The organism is Methylobacterium sp. SyP6R (genome assembly GCF_019216885.1).
Taxonomy (GTDB): Bacteria; Pseudomonadota; Alphaproteobacteria; order Rhizobiales; family Beijerinckiaceae; genus Methylobacterium.
In genome coordinates, this window is sequence record NZ_JAAQRC020000001.1 from 3,747,046 (window position 1) to 3,760,433 (window position 13,388).

Consider the following 13,388-nt stretch of genomic DNA (forward strand, 5'->3'; position numbering starts at 1 on the left):
TTAGCGCGGGCGGTTGAGCGGTTCTTTACCATCCGGACGGTAAAGCTCGGGCAAGAGAGTCACGTCCTTGGAGCCCCGTCCTTCAAGCGGACACGGCCGTGACCGCCCCGGAGTAGCCCGAGCGATGAGCCTTCACACCGAGACGCTGGTGATCGGCGGGGGACCGGCGGGCCTGACCACCGGCTACATGCTGGCCAAGGCCGGCCGCGACGTCGTGGTGCTGGAGCGCGACGCGACCCAGGTCGGCGGCATCAGCCGCACGGTGGAATACAAGGGCTTCCTGTTCGACATCGGCGGCCACCGCTTCTTCTCGAAGGCGAAGGAGGTGGTCGATCTCTGGAACGAGATCCTGCCCGACGACTTCATCGAGCGGCCGCGGCTGTCGCGGATCTACTACAAGGGCAAGACCTACGCCTACCCGCTCAAGGCCTTCGAGGCCCTGCGCAACCTCGGGATCGTCGAGAGCGGCCTTTGCGTCGCCTCCTATCTCTGGGCCCGGGCCCGGCCGATCAAGGACCCGAAGAGCTTCCACGAGTGGGTCCGCAACCAGTTCGGCGAGCGGCTGTTCTCGATCTTCTTCAAGACCTACACCGAGAAGGTGTGGGGGATGTCCTGCGACGACATCTCGGCCGACTGGGCGGCGCAGCGCATCAAGGGGCTCGACCTCGGCGCCGCGATCCGCGACGGGCTCAAGCGCTCCCTCGGCCTGCACCGGCCGGCCGCCGGCGACGGCCCGGTGATCAAGACCCTGATCGAATCGTTCCGCTATCCCCGCCGCGGCCCCGGCATGATGTGGGACGCGGCCGCCACCGCGATCCAGCGCAACGGCGGCCGGGTCCTGCTCGACCGGCGGGTCGACGGCCTGTCCTACGACTCTGCCACGAAGCTCTGGACGGTGAGCGCCCGGCGCGGGGATGGCAGCCGCGAGACCTTCACGGCCCGCAACGTCGTCTCCTCGGCGCCGATCCGCGAGCTCGTCGGCGCCATCCGCCCGGCGCCGCTCAGCACCTTCCAGGCCCGTTCCTTGCGCTACCGCGACTTCGTCACCGTGGCGCTGATCGCGCGGGCCAAGGACAGCTTTCCCGATAACTGGATCTACGTCCATGATCCGGCGGTGAAGGTCGGTCGGGTGCAGAACTTCCGCTCCTGGTCGCCCGAGATGGTGCCGGACGAGGCCTATGCCTGCCTCGGCCTCGAATATTTCTGCTTCGAGGGCGACGGGCTGTGGAACGCGCCCGATTCCGAGCTGATCGCGCTGGCCCGCCGCGAGATCGGCCTGATCGGCCTCGTCGATCCGGCCAGCGTGGTCGATGCCTGCGTGGTGCGCCAGCCCAAGGCCTATCCGGTCTACGACGACGCCTACCGCGCCCATGTCGCGACGATCCGCCGGGATCTGGAAGGCAGCTACCCGACCCTCCACCTCGTCGGCCGCAACGGCATGCACAAGTACAACAACCAGGACCACGCCATGATGACCGCGATGCTGACGGCGCGGAACATCCTGCTGGGCGAGCGGCGCTTCGACGTGTGGAACGTCAACGAGGATGCCGAATACGCCGAGGCCGGGCTGTCGGGGGCCCAGGAGGCCCTGGGCAGCGAGCGGATGGTGCCGCGCAAGGTGGCGTGACCCCTCCGGGTGCGGGCGAGCGCCGCCATGCGGGACGAACGGAGCCGAACTGCACCCGTTCCGGGGCCCGCGGCGGCGTCGGTGCTTCACAGGACCCCGCCCCTCGACTATGGAGCCGGCACGAGCCCCCGCACACTCGCCCCGATGAAGACCCGCGGAAGGACCCCACGACCATGACCGGCTTCGACCATGTCGGCCTGACCCGACCCGCCTCGCAGCTCGTGACCGTGTTCGGGGGGTCGGGCTTCCTCGGCCGCCACGTGGTGCGGGCGCTGGCCAAGCGCGGCTACCGGATCCGGGTGGCGGTGCGCCGGCCCGATCTCGCCCAGTTCCTCCAGCCCCTCGGCCGCGTCGGCCAGATCGTCGGCGTGCAATCGAACCTGCGCAACCCGGCCTCGATCGCCCGGGCGGTGGAGCATGCCGACATCGTCGTCAACCTCGTCGGCATCCTCCAGGAGAGCGGCAGCCAGAGCTTCCAGCGCCTCCAGGCCGACGGCGCCGCCGAGGTCGCCCGGGCCGCCGCCGCGGTGGGCGCCCCGCTGGTCCACGTCTCGGCGCTCGGCGCCGACGCGAACTCGGCCTCGGCTTACGCCCGCTCGAAGGCGATCGGCGAGGCCGGCGTGTTCGAGGCGCGGCCGGACGTGATCGTCTTCCGCCCGTCGATCGTGTTCGGGCCGGGCGACAGCTTCTTCAACCGCTTCGCCGCGCTCGCCCGCATGCTGCCGGTGCTGCCGCTCGCCGGGGCCGGCGCGCGGATGCAGCCGGTCTTCGCCGGCGACGTCGCCGAGGCGATCGCCCGGGCGGTCGAGGGCCAGATCCAGGGCGGCCGGGTCTACGAGCTCGGCGGGCCGGAGATCCTGACCCTGCAGCAGCTCGTCGAGTACACGCTGAAGGTGACGATGCGCCACCGCGTGGTGATGCCGCTTCCGGCTCCCGCCGCCCGGCTCCAGGCGCGGGCGATGGAACTCGTCGATACCCTGACGCTGGGCCTGCTGCCCGACACCCTGAAGCTCACCCGCGACCAGGTCACCCTGCTCCAGAACGACAACGTCGTGTCGGAGGCCGCGAAGGCGGAAGGCCGCACGATCGAGGGCATCGGCATCGCCCCCACCGCGATCGAGGCGGTGGTGCCGGGCTATCTCTGGCGCTTCCGCAAGGCCGGCCAGTTCGCCACCGGCCGCGGCACCCCCGACATGGCCGCGACCCCAGACCTGATCGCCGCCGACCCGATGGGTCCCGGCTCGCAGCACCATCCGGGCAACGCCAGCGGCCCGGCGGTCGGCCAGCTCGCGGCGGGCGCGGGGCCGGCGCCGGGGGTGCGCTGGGGCAAGCGGCAGTAAGGGCTGCACAGGTCCGGATATGGAAAAAGGGCGGTCCCGCAGGACCGCCCTTTTTCGTAACATTCGCAACCGTTCCGAGCCCGGTCGGTGGAGGAGGCGGGACGAGGAGCCCCGCCTCCATACGTCCTCAGATCGACCGCACGGCCCCGCCATCGACCCGGATCATGCTGCCGGTGACGTAGGACGCCCGCTCGGAGGCGAGGAAGCAGGCCACGTCGGCGAATTCCTGCACACGGCCGTAGCGCTTGGCGGGAATCGCCACGCGGGAGGCCTCGGCGATCTCGTCGCGCGACTTGCCCTGCGCCTTGGCGTTGGCGGCGTCGAGCTCACCGGTACGGTCGGTCTCGATCCGGCCGGGCAGGATCATGTTGACGGTGACGCCGTCCGCCGCGACCTCGGAGGCGAGCGTCTTGGCCCAGCCGGCGATCGAGGCGCGCAGCGCATTCGACATCACCAGGTTCGGGATCGGCTGCTCGACGCCGCTCGACGCGACGACCAGGATGCGGCCGAACCCGGCCTGACGCATGCCCGGGAGGACGAGGCCGGCGAGGCGGAAGACCGGGGTCACCATCGCCTCGAATTGCGGCGTCCAGGCCTCGGGCTGCACGGTGAGCGCGGTGCCGGCCGGCGGACCGCCGGTATTGGCGACCAGGATGTCGACCCCGCCGAGATGCTCCTGCGCGGCGGCGTAGATCGCCTCGACGTTCTCCTTCAGGCTGCCGACGAAGGCGTGGGCGCGGCCCTGGCCGCGGGCGTTGATCGCTGCCACCGCCGCGTCCAGGCGCTCGGCGGTGCGGGCGGTGAGCAGCACGTCCGCGCCTTCGGCCGCCAGGGCCTCGGCGATGCCGAGGCCGAGGCCGCGGCTGGACGACAGGACGAGGGCGCGCTTGCCCTTGAGACCGAGATCCATGGTGATTCCTCCGGTGATGGTCGAGCTTGACCGATGGCGCCAGGAACTAACACGAGCGCTCGTTTACTCCCACCCACACCCTCATCCTGAGGTGCGAGGCGATCGACGATCGCTGAGCCTCGAAGGAGGGCTCCAGAAATCTCTGCGATCCCTGGAGCCCTCCTTCGAGGTCGGTCGATCTTCGATCGACAGACACCTCAGGATGAGGTCATGGGTGGGATAGACAGGTCTATGCCGTCAGACCGTCTCGCCGGCGAGACGCTTGAGCCAGCCTTCCGCTTGCGCCCGCACGTTGTCCGGTGCGGTGCCGCCATAGCTGGTGCGGCTCGCCACCGAGTTCTCGACGCCGAGCACCGCGAAGACGGCATCCGTGATGCGCGGCTCCGCCGCCTGCATCACGGCGAGCGGCAGCGCCTCCAGGCCGATGCCGCGGGACGAGGCCTCGCCGACGAGGCGGCCCGTCACGTGGTGGGCATCGCGGAAGGGAAGGCCGAGCTCGCGCACCAGCCAGTCGGCGAGGTCGGTGGCAGTGGCGTAGCCGGAGCCGGCGGCCGCCTTCAGGACCTCCGGCACCGGCTCCAGGTCGCGCACCATGCCGGCCATGGCGGCCAAGCACAGCGAGAGGGTCTGGAGCGCGTCGAAGGTGCCTTCCTTGTCCTCCTGCATGTCCTTCGAATAGGCGAGCGGCAGGCCCTTCATGACGATGAGCAGACCCGACAGGGCGCCGATGATCCGGCCGGACTTGGCCCGGACCAGCTCGGCGGCGTCGGGGTTGCGCTTCTGCGGCATGATCGAGGAACCGGTGGTGAACCGGTCCGACAGCTTGACGAAGCCGAACTGGGCCGAGGTCCAGACCACGATCTCTTCCGCGAACCGCGACAGGTGCACCGCCGCGATCGCCGCCGCCGACAGCGCCTCCAGGGCGAAGTCGCGGTCGGCCACCGAATCGAGCGAGTTCGCCGTCGGCCGGTCGAAGCCGAGGTTTTTCGCCGTGGCGTGGCGGTCGATCGGGAACGAGGTGCCGGCCAGCGCCGCGGCGCCGAGCGGACATTCGTTGAGGCGGGCGCGGGCGTCGCGGAACCGGCCGCGGTCGCGGTTCAGCATCTCGACGTAAGCCAGGAGATGGTGCCCGAAGGTGACCGGCTGGGCCGATTGCAGGTGGGTGAAGCCCGGCATCACCGTGCCGGCATGCGTGAGCGCCAGCTCGGCCATCGCCTGCTGCAGGTCGGCGGCCTGGCCGTCGAGGGCGTCGAGGGTGTCGCGCACCCACAAGCGCATGTCGGTGGCGACCTGGTCGTTGCGCGAGCGCGCGGTGTGGAGCCGGCCGGCCGAGGGGCCGACGATCTCGCGCAACCGGCTCTCCACGCTCATGTGGATGTCCTCGAGCTCGCGGCGGAACTCGAACGATCCGGCCTCGATCTCGGACTGGACGGTCTTGAGCCCGGCCTCGATCTTCGCCACATCCTCGGCCGGCAGGATCCCCGCCTTGCCCAGCATCGCGACATGGGCCAGCGAGCCCCGGATGTCCTGGGGGGCGAGGCGCTTGTCGAAGCCGATGGAGGCGTTGATCTCCTCCATGATCTCGGCGGGGCCGCTCGCGAAGCGCCCGCCCCACATCCGGTTGCTCATGTCCTCACCTCGTCTCGCATCACCGCGAAAAACCCGCCTCGCCCTCGTCGCGGGGGGGCTCGCCGCCATCCTCGGCCTCGGGGCTGCCCTATACGGGCTTGGCGACCGGAGCAACGGCGGGGCCTGCCCCCTGGCGAAAGCCACCGCCGCCCGGGTGGCGCCCTTCGCCCGCGGCGAGGTGGCGGCGCTCCAGGTCGATGCCACGCCGAAGCCCGCGCCCGCCATCACCTTCACCGGACCGGACGGGCAGCCGCGGACGCTTGCCGACCTCAAGGGCCGCACGGTCCTGCTGAACCTGTGGGCGACCTGGTGCGCGCCGTGCAAGGCGGAGATGCCGGCCCTCGACCGGCTCCAGGGCGCGCTGGGGGACAAGGATTTCGAGGTGGTGGCGCTCAATCTCGACACCCGCAACCCCGACCGGCCGCCGCGCTGGATGCAGGAGAACGGAATCGCGCGGCTGGCCTATTACTCCGACCCGGCCGGGCGGGCGCTGCCGGCGCTCCAGCAGGGCGGCGACGTGGTCGGCCTGCCGACCACCTTCCTGATCGACCCGTCCGGCTGCGAGATCGGCGTGATGAAGGGCCCGGCGGAATGGGCGAGCGAGGACGCGATGAGGCTGGTGCGGGCGGCGCTCGGGCGGGGGTGATGGATCGCGCGACGGCAAGACCCCGGCCGGCCCGACGACACCGAATCCTCCTGCACCGGCTGGAACACGCGCTCCAGGCTTATGTCGCTCGGCAAGCAGGTCGGGGTGTTCGGCGGCGTCCGGCTCGCGGTGCGGACCGGGCTGGCGCAAAAGCCAGCGGGCGCCACCTGGCGCCACGTCTACGGCGAGGCATTTCTCTGCGGCATCGGCTTCATCATGAGCCTGTTCATCGGCGGCCTCGCCCGCGCGACCACGCCCGAATTCGACACCGGGATGACGCTCGGGGTGATCGTGGGTTCGGTGCTCTCGACGCCGGCCGGCGCGCTGGTGCTGTCGCGCGGGGCCGCGGCAGGAGGTGGGACCGGACGTGCCGTAAGAGCCGCGTCGCGCCGATCGAATTCAAACCCTCCGCGTCATCCTCGGGCTCGACGATGTCGAGAACCCGGGATCCATAACCGCTGACGGTGGAGGATCAGGCGGAACGCAGTCCGACGTCGTCCGAAGCCAGCAGACGTGGATTCGGGCTCCGCTGGGCGGCCCCGGGATGACATCGAGGGCTTCGATCCGGTCAGCCAGCAAACGGGCGCCGAGGTCACGGGTCGAGGGAGGGAAGCGGCGCGCAATCGCGCCGGCCGCTCGCCAGGCAATCCTCGCGCGCCGCCTCCCGGCGCAGCGTGTCGGCGAGCCAGACGCCGCCGGCCACCAGGACGATCAGGAACAGGATGGCGGCGAGCGCACGCCGTCGACCGGATCGGTCCGGGTCGCGCATCTGGGGCATCGGATCGTCCGGCGAGCCGGGAAACGCCCGCGGCGCACCCGTCCGTTCCGCAGGGACGTCGATCGACGGGCCTGCTTATTCCCCGCCCCGGCAGCGGATGGCCGCATTGCGCGACCATCCGGACGGGAGGAGGCGGGTCGCCCGGGTTCGAAAAGAGCGCCTTACTTCAGGTGCTGGGCGAGGTACTTGTTCATCTCGAACATCGTCGCCTTGTCCTTGCCGAAGACCTTCTTCAGCTTGTCGTCGGCGAGGATCTCGCGCTTGTTCTCGGGGTTCTGGAGCGAGTGCGTGCGGATGTAGTCCCACACCTTGCTCACCACCTCGCCACGCGGGATCGGGCTGTCGCCGACGATGGCCGCGAGCTCAGGGGTCGGCTGCAGCGGCTTCTGCAGGGCGTTCGGCTTGTCGCCGGATTTCGGGGCGGCGACCTTCTTGCCCTTGGCGGCGTCCTTGGGAGCGTCCTTGCCCTCAGCCTTGGCGTCGTCCTTGGCGGCGGCGGCCTTGGGGGCGGCCTTGGCGGCCTTCGGGGCGGCGGCCTCGGGCTCGGCTTTCGTCTCGGCCTTCTTGGTGGTCTTGATCGCCATCGGTCTCCTCCGGTCTGCAACCCGTCTCCCAGGGTCGAACAGTGGACATGCCTGGGCACATAGCGTCAACAACTAAGCCGTGGGCGGCGCGTTCCAAGAGGAAATCGCCGTCGGGCCGGCGTCATCCACATCGGATGCGCGTTTAGCCTGACGAAGGCGAGCGTGGCTCACCCTGCCGCCGCCGTCCAGGTGGTCCGGCCCTCGAGCGGATAGGCCGGATCGGTGTAGCCCGGGGTCGAGGGGTGGCCCGCCGGCACCAGGCCGTCGACCAGGGCCTCGTCCTCCGGGGTGAAGCGGTAGGCGAGCGCGCCCGCGTAAGCACGCCACTGGTCGAGGGTGCGCGGGCCCGCGATCACCGCCGTGACGGCGCGGTTGTTGAGCACCCAGGCCACCGCGAAGTCGATCACCGAAGCGCCCTTGGCCGCCGCGTGCGCTTTCAGCTCCTCGGCGATGCGCAGGCTCTCGGGCCGCCACTCGGTCTGCATCATCCTCGTGTCGCCGCGCCCGGCGCGGGTGCCCTCGGGCGGCGCTTCGCCGGGGCGGTACTTCGCCGTCAGCACGCCGCGGGCGAGCGGCGAATAGGGCACGACGCCGAGGCCGTAATGGGCGCAGGCCGGCAGGTGCTCGACCTCCGGCATCCGGTTGAGGGCGTTGTAGTACGGCTGGCTCGCCGCCGGCCGGTCGATGCCGTGCTCGTCGCACAGGCGGCAGATCTCGGCCACCCGCCAGGCGCGGTGGTTGGAGACCCCGAAATAGCGCACCTTGCCGGCCCGGATCAGGTCGGCCATCGCCCGCACGGTCTCTGCGAGCGGCGTCTCGTGGTCCTCCTTGTGGAGGTAGTAGAGGTCGATCCGGTCGGTGTTCAGGCGCTTGAGGCTGGCCTCGCAGGCCTGCACGATGTGGGCGCGGGACAGGCCGCGCTCGTTCGGCCCCTTGCCCGTCGCGTTGGCCACCTTGGTGGCGAGCACCCAGGCATCGCGGTCGCGCGCGATGGCCCGGCCGACCACCTCCTCGGAGCGCCCCTCGGTATAGGCGTTCGCCGTGTCGATGAAGTTGATCCCCTGCTCGCGGGCCTGCGCGACGATGCGCTCGGCCTCGTCGTCGGGGGTCGGCCCGCCGAACATCATCGTGCCGAGGCAGAGGGGCGAGACCTTCAGGCCGGACCGGCCGAGCGTGCGATAGTCCACGGGCGTTTCTCCCCTCGGCAGATTTCGCAGAAGTGGCCGCCGGTTTTGCGATCAAAATCTGCGACAAGCAAAAACCCGAGCGGGCGACGCCTCGGCTTGCCAACGCAAGCCCGCTTGGCGAGACGGTGGAAAATGGCGTTTGCGTGGCCGTGGCGGCCTCGCCGCACCCGTCCGCCTCGATGGTGTGGATGCTGGGGTTTTCCCTCTCTTCACCCCGTTCGGCAAGGTCGCGTTAAGCACGGAATCGCGAAGATCATGCCCATGATCATCGCCGCTCTCTCCCTCGCCCTCTGCGCCGCCGGCGCCCTCGTTCTCGGCCTCGGGGCCATCGTCACGGTCGAGCCGCCGCGGGACCACCCGCACGGCGCCGGCCTGCTCTAGAGCGCTTCACGATCGCGCTGCAATCGCGAAGCTCTCCAAGTAATTGATTTCGAAGCATTTTCTGCGATGGGCCGGTATCCGCTTCGTCGGAAAATGCTCTCGAAATCCGGCCGTGCGGCGGCCCGCAGGACCGGATAGGCTTCGCGCGATGCAGGCCGTTCCAGGCGCGCTGCCGCGCTTCCTCCTCGTCTACGCCGTGCTCTATGCCGGTTACGGCCTCACGACGCCGTTCCTGCCCGCACTCCTCGCCGAGCGCGGACTCACCCCCACCGAGGTCGGGCTGGTGCTCGCCGCCGGCACCGGCATCCGCCTCGTGGCCGGTCCCCTAGCGGGCCGCATCGCCGACCGGCTCGCCGCCGGACGCGGCGTGCTCGCGGCCTGCGCCGCGCTCTCGGGCGCGAGCGCCCTCCTCTACCTCGCCGGCCACGGATTGGCCGGGCTGCTGCTCGCCGGCCTCGCCCACGCGGCCGCGACGGCGCCGCTCGCCCCGCTCGCGGACGCCCTGGCCCTGCCGGCGTCGAGGGCGTCCCGCTTCGCCTACGGAACCGTGCGGGGCGCGGGCTCGGCCGCCTTCATCGCCGGCACCCTGGCGGCCGGGCAGGTCACGGCGCTGATCGGCCTCGCGGCTCTGCCGGTGGCGGGCGCCGCCGCCTTCGCGGGCCTGAGCTGCGCGACGCTGCGCCTGCCGGCCGCCGCGACCGCCGCCGGGGTGCCGGTCACGGCCGGGGCCGGGCTGCTCCTGCGCTCGCCCAGTTTTCTGCGCCTCGTCGCGGTGGCGGCCCTGGTGATCGGCAGCCACGCGGTGCACGACGCCTTCGCGGTGATCCGCTGGCGCGCGGCGGGCTTGAGCCCGGCGACCGCGAGCCTGCTCTGGGCCGAGGCGGTGGCGGCGGAGGTGCTGGTCTTCCTCGTCGTCGGCCCGCCGCTCCTCGCCCGCCTCGGCCCCGCCGGCGCCCTGGCGCTGGCAGCTTGCGCCGGGGCCTTACGCTGGTCGGTGGCGGCGCTCACCGTCGCGGTGCCGGCCCTCGTCGGCATCCAGGCCCTGCACGGGCTGACCTTCGCGCTCCTGCACCTCGCGGCGATGCAGATCCTCGGCCGGACCGTGCCGCCGGCCCTCGCGGCGACGGCCCAGACCCTCTACGGCACCCTCGGCCTCGGCCTTGCCACCACCCTGGCGACGCTGGCCGCCGGGCCGCTCTACGGCGGCCTCGGGGCGGGGGCGTTCTGGGTCATGGCGGGAGCCTGCGCGGCGGCCGTGCCGCTAGTGCGAGGCTTGGCGACAGAAGACTTGCAGCCAAAAGACTTGCCGGCGGGGAACTGGTCGATGGTGAACTTGGCGGTCGAGGACTCGGCGGACCGGTCCGCCGGGGAACGGGAGGCCCCGCGGTAGCGCCGCGCCGCCTTGCGCCGAGAGCGGGAATCGGCCCCCACTGCGCCGGCGGCTTCCCTGAGGACGACGGCATGATGATTCCACCGGGCCTGATCCCGTTCACCTTCGACCTGTTCGTGCCGACCTACCCGCCGCTGCGCTCCGGCCGCTGGGCCGTGCATCACGGGGGGAACCTGCTCTGCCAGGGCTACTGGAGCCCGCCGCGGCTGGTGCCGCACGTCGCGGCACTGGTGCGCGGCGACGACACCTGGATGTCGACGACGCCGATCGAGCTGGAGAGCCAGGAGATCGGCGTCCGCCTGGCGTCCGGGCACGTCGTCGTCTTCGGCCTGGGGATGGGCTGGTCGGCGGTGGCGAGCGCCCTCAAGCCGGAGGTGACCGCGGTGACGGTGGTGGAGATCGACCCCGAGGTGCTGGCGCTGCACCGGGAACTGGACCTCGCCGCCCAGCTGCCTCCGGCGGCGCGGGAGAAGATCCGCATCGTCGAGGGCGACGCCTATACCTGGCGGCCGGACCGGCCCGTGGACCTGCTGATGCCGGATATCTGGCTGCCGCTGATCTCCGACGGCCGGGTGGAGGAGGTACGCCGCATGCAGGACAACGTGCAGGCAAAGAGCCTCTATTTCTGGGGCCAGGAACTCGAGATCGCCCGCCACGCCGCGGCGGCCGGGCTCAGCCTCGACGATGCGGGCATCCGCGCCACCATCGCCGCCCTCGCCCTGCCGCTGATCGGCCCCGCGCTCCCCGGTTACGCCGGCAAGCTGCGCCAGGCGACGGCACGCCACCTGCGCGGGCGCTGGCTGCCAGGCACGACACCGCCCGATCTCACGGATGTCCTGGCATCGGCATCGGCGGCATGAGCGCCGGTCAAGCCGGCCGCACCAGTATGCCGGTACCATTGTAATGGTATGGGGAGACGTGCCTTAAGCGCCGGTCACCGGAGACCGCACGATGACGCCGTCGACCAAGGCACGTCCGGACGAGACCGATCCGGACCGGACGACCCCCGGGCGCGACGAGGCGCCCGCCCTGGCGGCCGGCATCCAGGCCCATCTCGGCGCGAGCCTGCGCGCCGCCTACGCCGATGCCGCGCTCCCTCCTTCCGCGCAGATGGAGGCACTGGTCGCGCGCCTCGTCGCAGCGCTCGCCGGCCTCGACGCCGCACCGGCGGAGGCCTTTCGCCGCGACCTGCTGGGGGAGGTGCCGCGGCTGCGTCGCCGGGCCCTGACCCTGTGCAACAACCACGCCCGCGCCGACGACCTGGTGCAGGAGACCCTGCTCAAGGCCTGGGCGGCGCAGGACCGGTTCGTGCCGGGCACCTACCTCTCGGCCTGGCTCTACACCATCCTGCGCAACAGCTTCTATTCCGAGCACCAGAAGCGCGTACGCGAGGTCGGCGATCCCGACGGGCTGTTCGCCGCGAGCCTGGTCGCCCTGCCGGCGCAGCACGGTACCCTCGAGCTGCGCGACGTGCAGGCCGCCCTCGACCGTCTGGTGCCGGACCAGCGCGAGGCCCTGCTGCTCTCCGCCGTGCACGACCTCTCCTACGAGGACATCGCGACGGCGATGGAATGCCGGGTCGGGACCGTGAAGAGCCGGATCAACCGCGCCCGGGCGCGGCTCGCCGAGCTTTTGGGCTGACGGACCGGTCGCTCTCTCTTTGCCGCCCTCCCCTCGCGGGGATTTGATCAGCCCTTAGCGGTTGCAGCCGACGCAGATGCCGCTGTCGATCCGGTCGTCGACGCGCTCCTCGCGGGTGCGGTCGTCGATCCGGCGCTCCAGGCGCGTGTCGACCGAGCCGGGATCCGGCACGGTCTGGCCGACCGAACTGGTATGCGGCGCCGTGATCGTGGAGCGCGGCCCGCCCCCAGTTCCGGTCTGGTCGGGGAGGTCTTTCGCTTGCGCCAGGGAGCCGGCGGAGACGAGCGCGCCGACGAGGAGCGCGCGGGTGAGGATCGGCGATGCGGGCATGATGGGCTCCTGTCGCAGGAGAACCTGACTCCATGGGGCCGCCGCGCGGCCGCCCGCCCATTCCAACGCGGCAGGGACGCGGGCGTTGCGCCGCCCTTCTCGACTCAGGAGCGCCGAATCAGGAGCGCCGCCGGGAGACCGGCTCCTCACGCGTATCGGGATGATGACCGAACACACCGACGACAACCAGGACGGCAACGAGCCCCAGGGCGATCAGGAACACCTGCATCTCAACTCCTTCGCGCGGGACGGATCGCGACCGGACCCCGCGCGCTCCCTTTCAAGATCCGCGCCACCTTCTGCCGGGTGGCGATAACCGCCGTTCCGTGACGACGGGACGACAGCGTGCGCAGTTTGCATGCAGACCGGTCCGAATGCCAAGACGGAATGCCGGGACGGGGCGGCGGGCCGTCCTGCCGGGCCGTCCGCCGATCGGGGGTGTCGCCCGTCGGCCCGACCCTGCGTCGACGACGGGGCCGCCCGGGCGGGAACGCCGGCACGGTCCTGCCGTTGCCCGGGCCCGATCGCATCCTGCCGATCGCATCCCGAAAAGCGGACACCACCTCATGCCGATTCGCACCTCCCTCCTCGCCCTCGCTCTTGCGCTCGCGGCCGGCACCGCCGCGGCGCAGGGCATCAACAACGGCACCGGCGTCGCCCCGCCCTCCAGCGGCAATACCGGCTCGGGCATGGCGAGCCAGCCGCCGGGCACCGGCATCGGAGGCAACAACCCGGGCAGCATGGGCTCGACGGGCTCGCAGGGGTCGAGCGGCGGCAACATGGGCCCCGGTCCGAGCGTGCGGCGCGACGGCCCGACCGGCAGCGGCGCCCCCGGCACCGGCCCCGGCGCGCAGAAGAACGGCACGGTGCGCTGACGCGGAGTGCATCCCGCGCATTTGCCAGCGCGGGCGGGCGCCCCTACCAGACGACGACCAGCCTCGTAGA

Annotated in this window: 15 protein-coding genes; 9 read left to right on the forward strand and 6 right to left on the reverse strand. The window is 71.5% G+C overall.

Features of this window, described 5'->3' with window-relative positions:
* The first annotated feature begins 124 nt into the window (after window positions 1-124).
* Together HBB12_RS17335 and HBB12_RS17340 are read left to right on the forward strand one after the other, a co-directional pair.
* Window positions 125-1,627, forward strand: a complete 1,503-nt coding sequence (locus HBB12_RS17335; RefSeq protein WP_236990487.1) for an NAD(P)/FAD-dependent oxidoreductase — start codon at window positions 125-127, stop codon at window positions 1,625-1,627.
* 173 nt (window positions 1,628-1,800) lie between these two features.
* Window positions 1,801-2,967, forward strand: a complete 1,167-nt coding sequence (locus tag HBB12_RS17340) for a complex I NDUFA9 subunit family protein (protein WP_236990488.1) — start codon at window positions 1,801-1,803, stop codon at window positions 2,965-2,967.
* A 127-nt stretch (window positions 2,968-3,094) separates the two neighbouring features.
* Here the strand turns inward: HBB12_RS17340 and HBB12_RS17345 are convergent, their stop codons facing one another.
* Window positions 3,095-3,877 (reverse strand): SDR family oxidoreductase, encoded by a 783-nt coding sequence (locus HBB12_RS17345; RefSeq protein WP_236990489.1) that lies wholly within the window; start codon window positions 3,875-3,877, stop codon window positions 3,095-3,097.
* Between the two features lie 237 nt (window positions 3,878-4,114).
* The gene (argH, locus tag HBB12_RS17350; RefSeq protein WP_236990490.1) at window positions 4,115-5,506 is read right to left on the reverse strand and encodes an argininosuccinate lyase; all 1,392 of its coding nucleotides are present in this window, start codon (window positions 5,504-5,506) and stop codon (window positions 4,115-4,117) included.
* Between argH and tlpA the strand changes: the two genes are divergently transcribed.
* Window positions 5,505-6,152 (forward strand): thiol:disulfide interchange protein TlpA, encoded by a 648-nt coding sequence (tlpA, locus tag HBB12_RS17355; RefSeq protein ID WP_236990491.1) that lies wholly within the window; start codon window positions 5,505-5,507, stop codon window positions 6,150-6,152. The two genes, argH and tlpA, sit on opposite strands and share 2 nt — an antisense overlap.
* A gap of 81 nt (window positions 6,153-6,233) precedes the next feature.
* Complete coding sequence (locus tag HBB12_RS17360) at window positions 6,234-6,614, forward strand: Na+/H+ antiporter NhaA (protein WP_336886937.1); 381 nt, start codon at window positions 6,234-6,236, stop codon at window positions 6,612-6,614.
* Window positions 6,615-6,744: 130 nt separating this feature from the next.
* Here the strand turns inward: HBB12_RS17360 and HBB12_RS17365 are convergent, their stop codons facing one another.
* From HBB12_RS17365 to HBB12_RS17375, 3 genes are all read right to left on the reverse strand, one after another.
* Entirely contained in the window at window positions 6,745-6,930 is a 186-nt protein-coding gene (locus tag HBB12_RS17365; protein ID WP_236990492.1) for a hypothetical protein, read from the reverse strand.
* Between the two features lie 161 nt (window positions 6,931-7,091).
* Window positions 7,092-7,514 carry an SWIB/MDM2 domain-containing protein gene (locus HBB12_RS17370; protein WP_236990493.1) on the reverse strand — a complete coding sequence of 141 codons (423 nt, stop codon included), beginning with the start codon at window positions 7,512-7,514 and terminating at the stop codon, window positions 7,092-7,094.
* A gap of 167 nt (window positions 7,515-7,681) precedes the next feature.
* Window positions 7,682-8,701 carry an aldo/keto reductase gene (locus tag HBB12_RS17375; protein ID WP_236990494.1) on the reverse strand — a complete coding sequence of 340 codons (1,020 nt, stop codon included), beginning with the start codon at window positions 8,699-8,701 and terminating at the stop codon, window positions 7,682-7,684.
* A gap of 255 nt (window positions 8,702-8,956) precedes the next feature.
* On the opposite strand from HBB12_RS17375, the gene HBB12_RS34290 reads away from it, so the two are divergent.
* The 4 genes from HBB12_RS34290 (at window position 8,957) to HBB12_RS17390 (ending at window position 12,113) form a co-directional block, all read left to right on the forward strand.
* Window positions 8,957-9,082, forward strand: coding sequence for a hypothetical protein (locus HBB12_RS34290; RefSeq protein WP_272913277.1), 126 nt, complete (start codon window positions 8,957-8,959; stop codon window positions 9,080-9,082).
* A gap of 148 nt (window positions 9,083-9,230) precedes the next feature.
* Window positions 9,231-10,472, forward strand: coding sequence for an MFS transporter (locus HBB12_RS17380; RefSeq protein WP_236990495.1), 1,242 nt, complete (start codon window positions 9,231-9,233; stop codon window positions 10,470-10,472).
* Window positions 10,473-10,543: 71 nt separating this feature from the next.
* Window positions 10,544-11,332 carry a polyamine aminopropyltransferase gene (locus tag HBB12_RS17385; protein ID WP_236990496.1) on the forward strand — a complete coding sequence of 263 codons (789 nt, stop codon included), beginning with the start codon at window positions 10,544-10,546 and terminating at the stop codon, window positions 11,330-11,332.
* A gap of 91 nt (window positions 11,333-11,423) precedes the next feature.
* Window positions 11,424-12,113, forward strand: a complete 690-nt coding sequence (locus HBB12_RS17390) for a sigma-70 family RNA polymerase sigma factor (RefSeq protein ID WP_236990497.1) — start codon at window positions 11,424-11,426, stop codon at window positions 12,111-12,113.
* A gap of 54 nt (window positions 12,114-12,167) precedes the next feature.
* Here HBB12_RS17390 and HBB12_RS17395 read toward each other — a convergent pair whose 3' ends face one another.
* Entirely contained in the window at window positions 12,168-12,443 is a 276-nt protein-coding gene (locus HBB12_RS17395) for a hypothetical protein (protein WP_236990498.1), read from the reverse strand.
* A 566-nt stretch (window positions 12,444-13,009) separates the two neighbouring features.
* Here HBB12_RS17395 and HBB12_RS17400 point away from each other — a divergent pair.
* Complete coding sequence (locus HBB12_RS17400; protein WP_236990499.1) at window positions 13,010-13,318, forward strand: hypothetical protein; 309 nt, start codon at window positions 13,010-13,012, stop codon at window positions 13,316-13,318.
* Window positions 13,319-13,388: the final 70 nt, after the last annotated feature.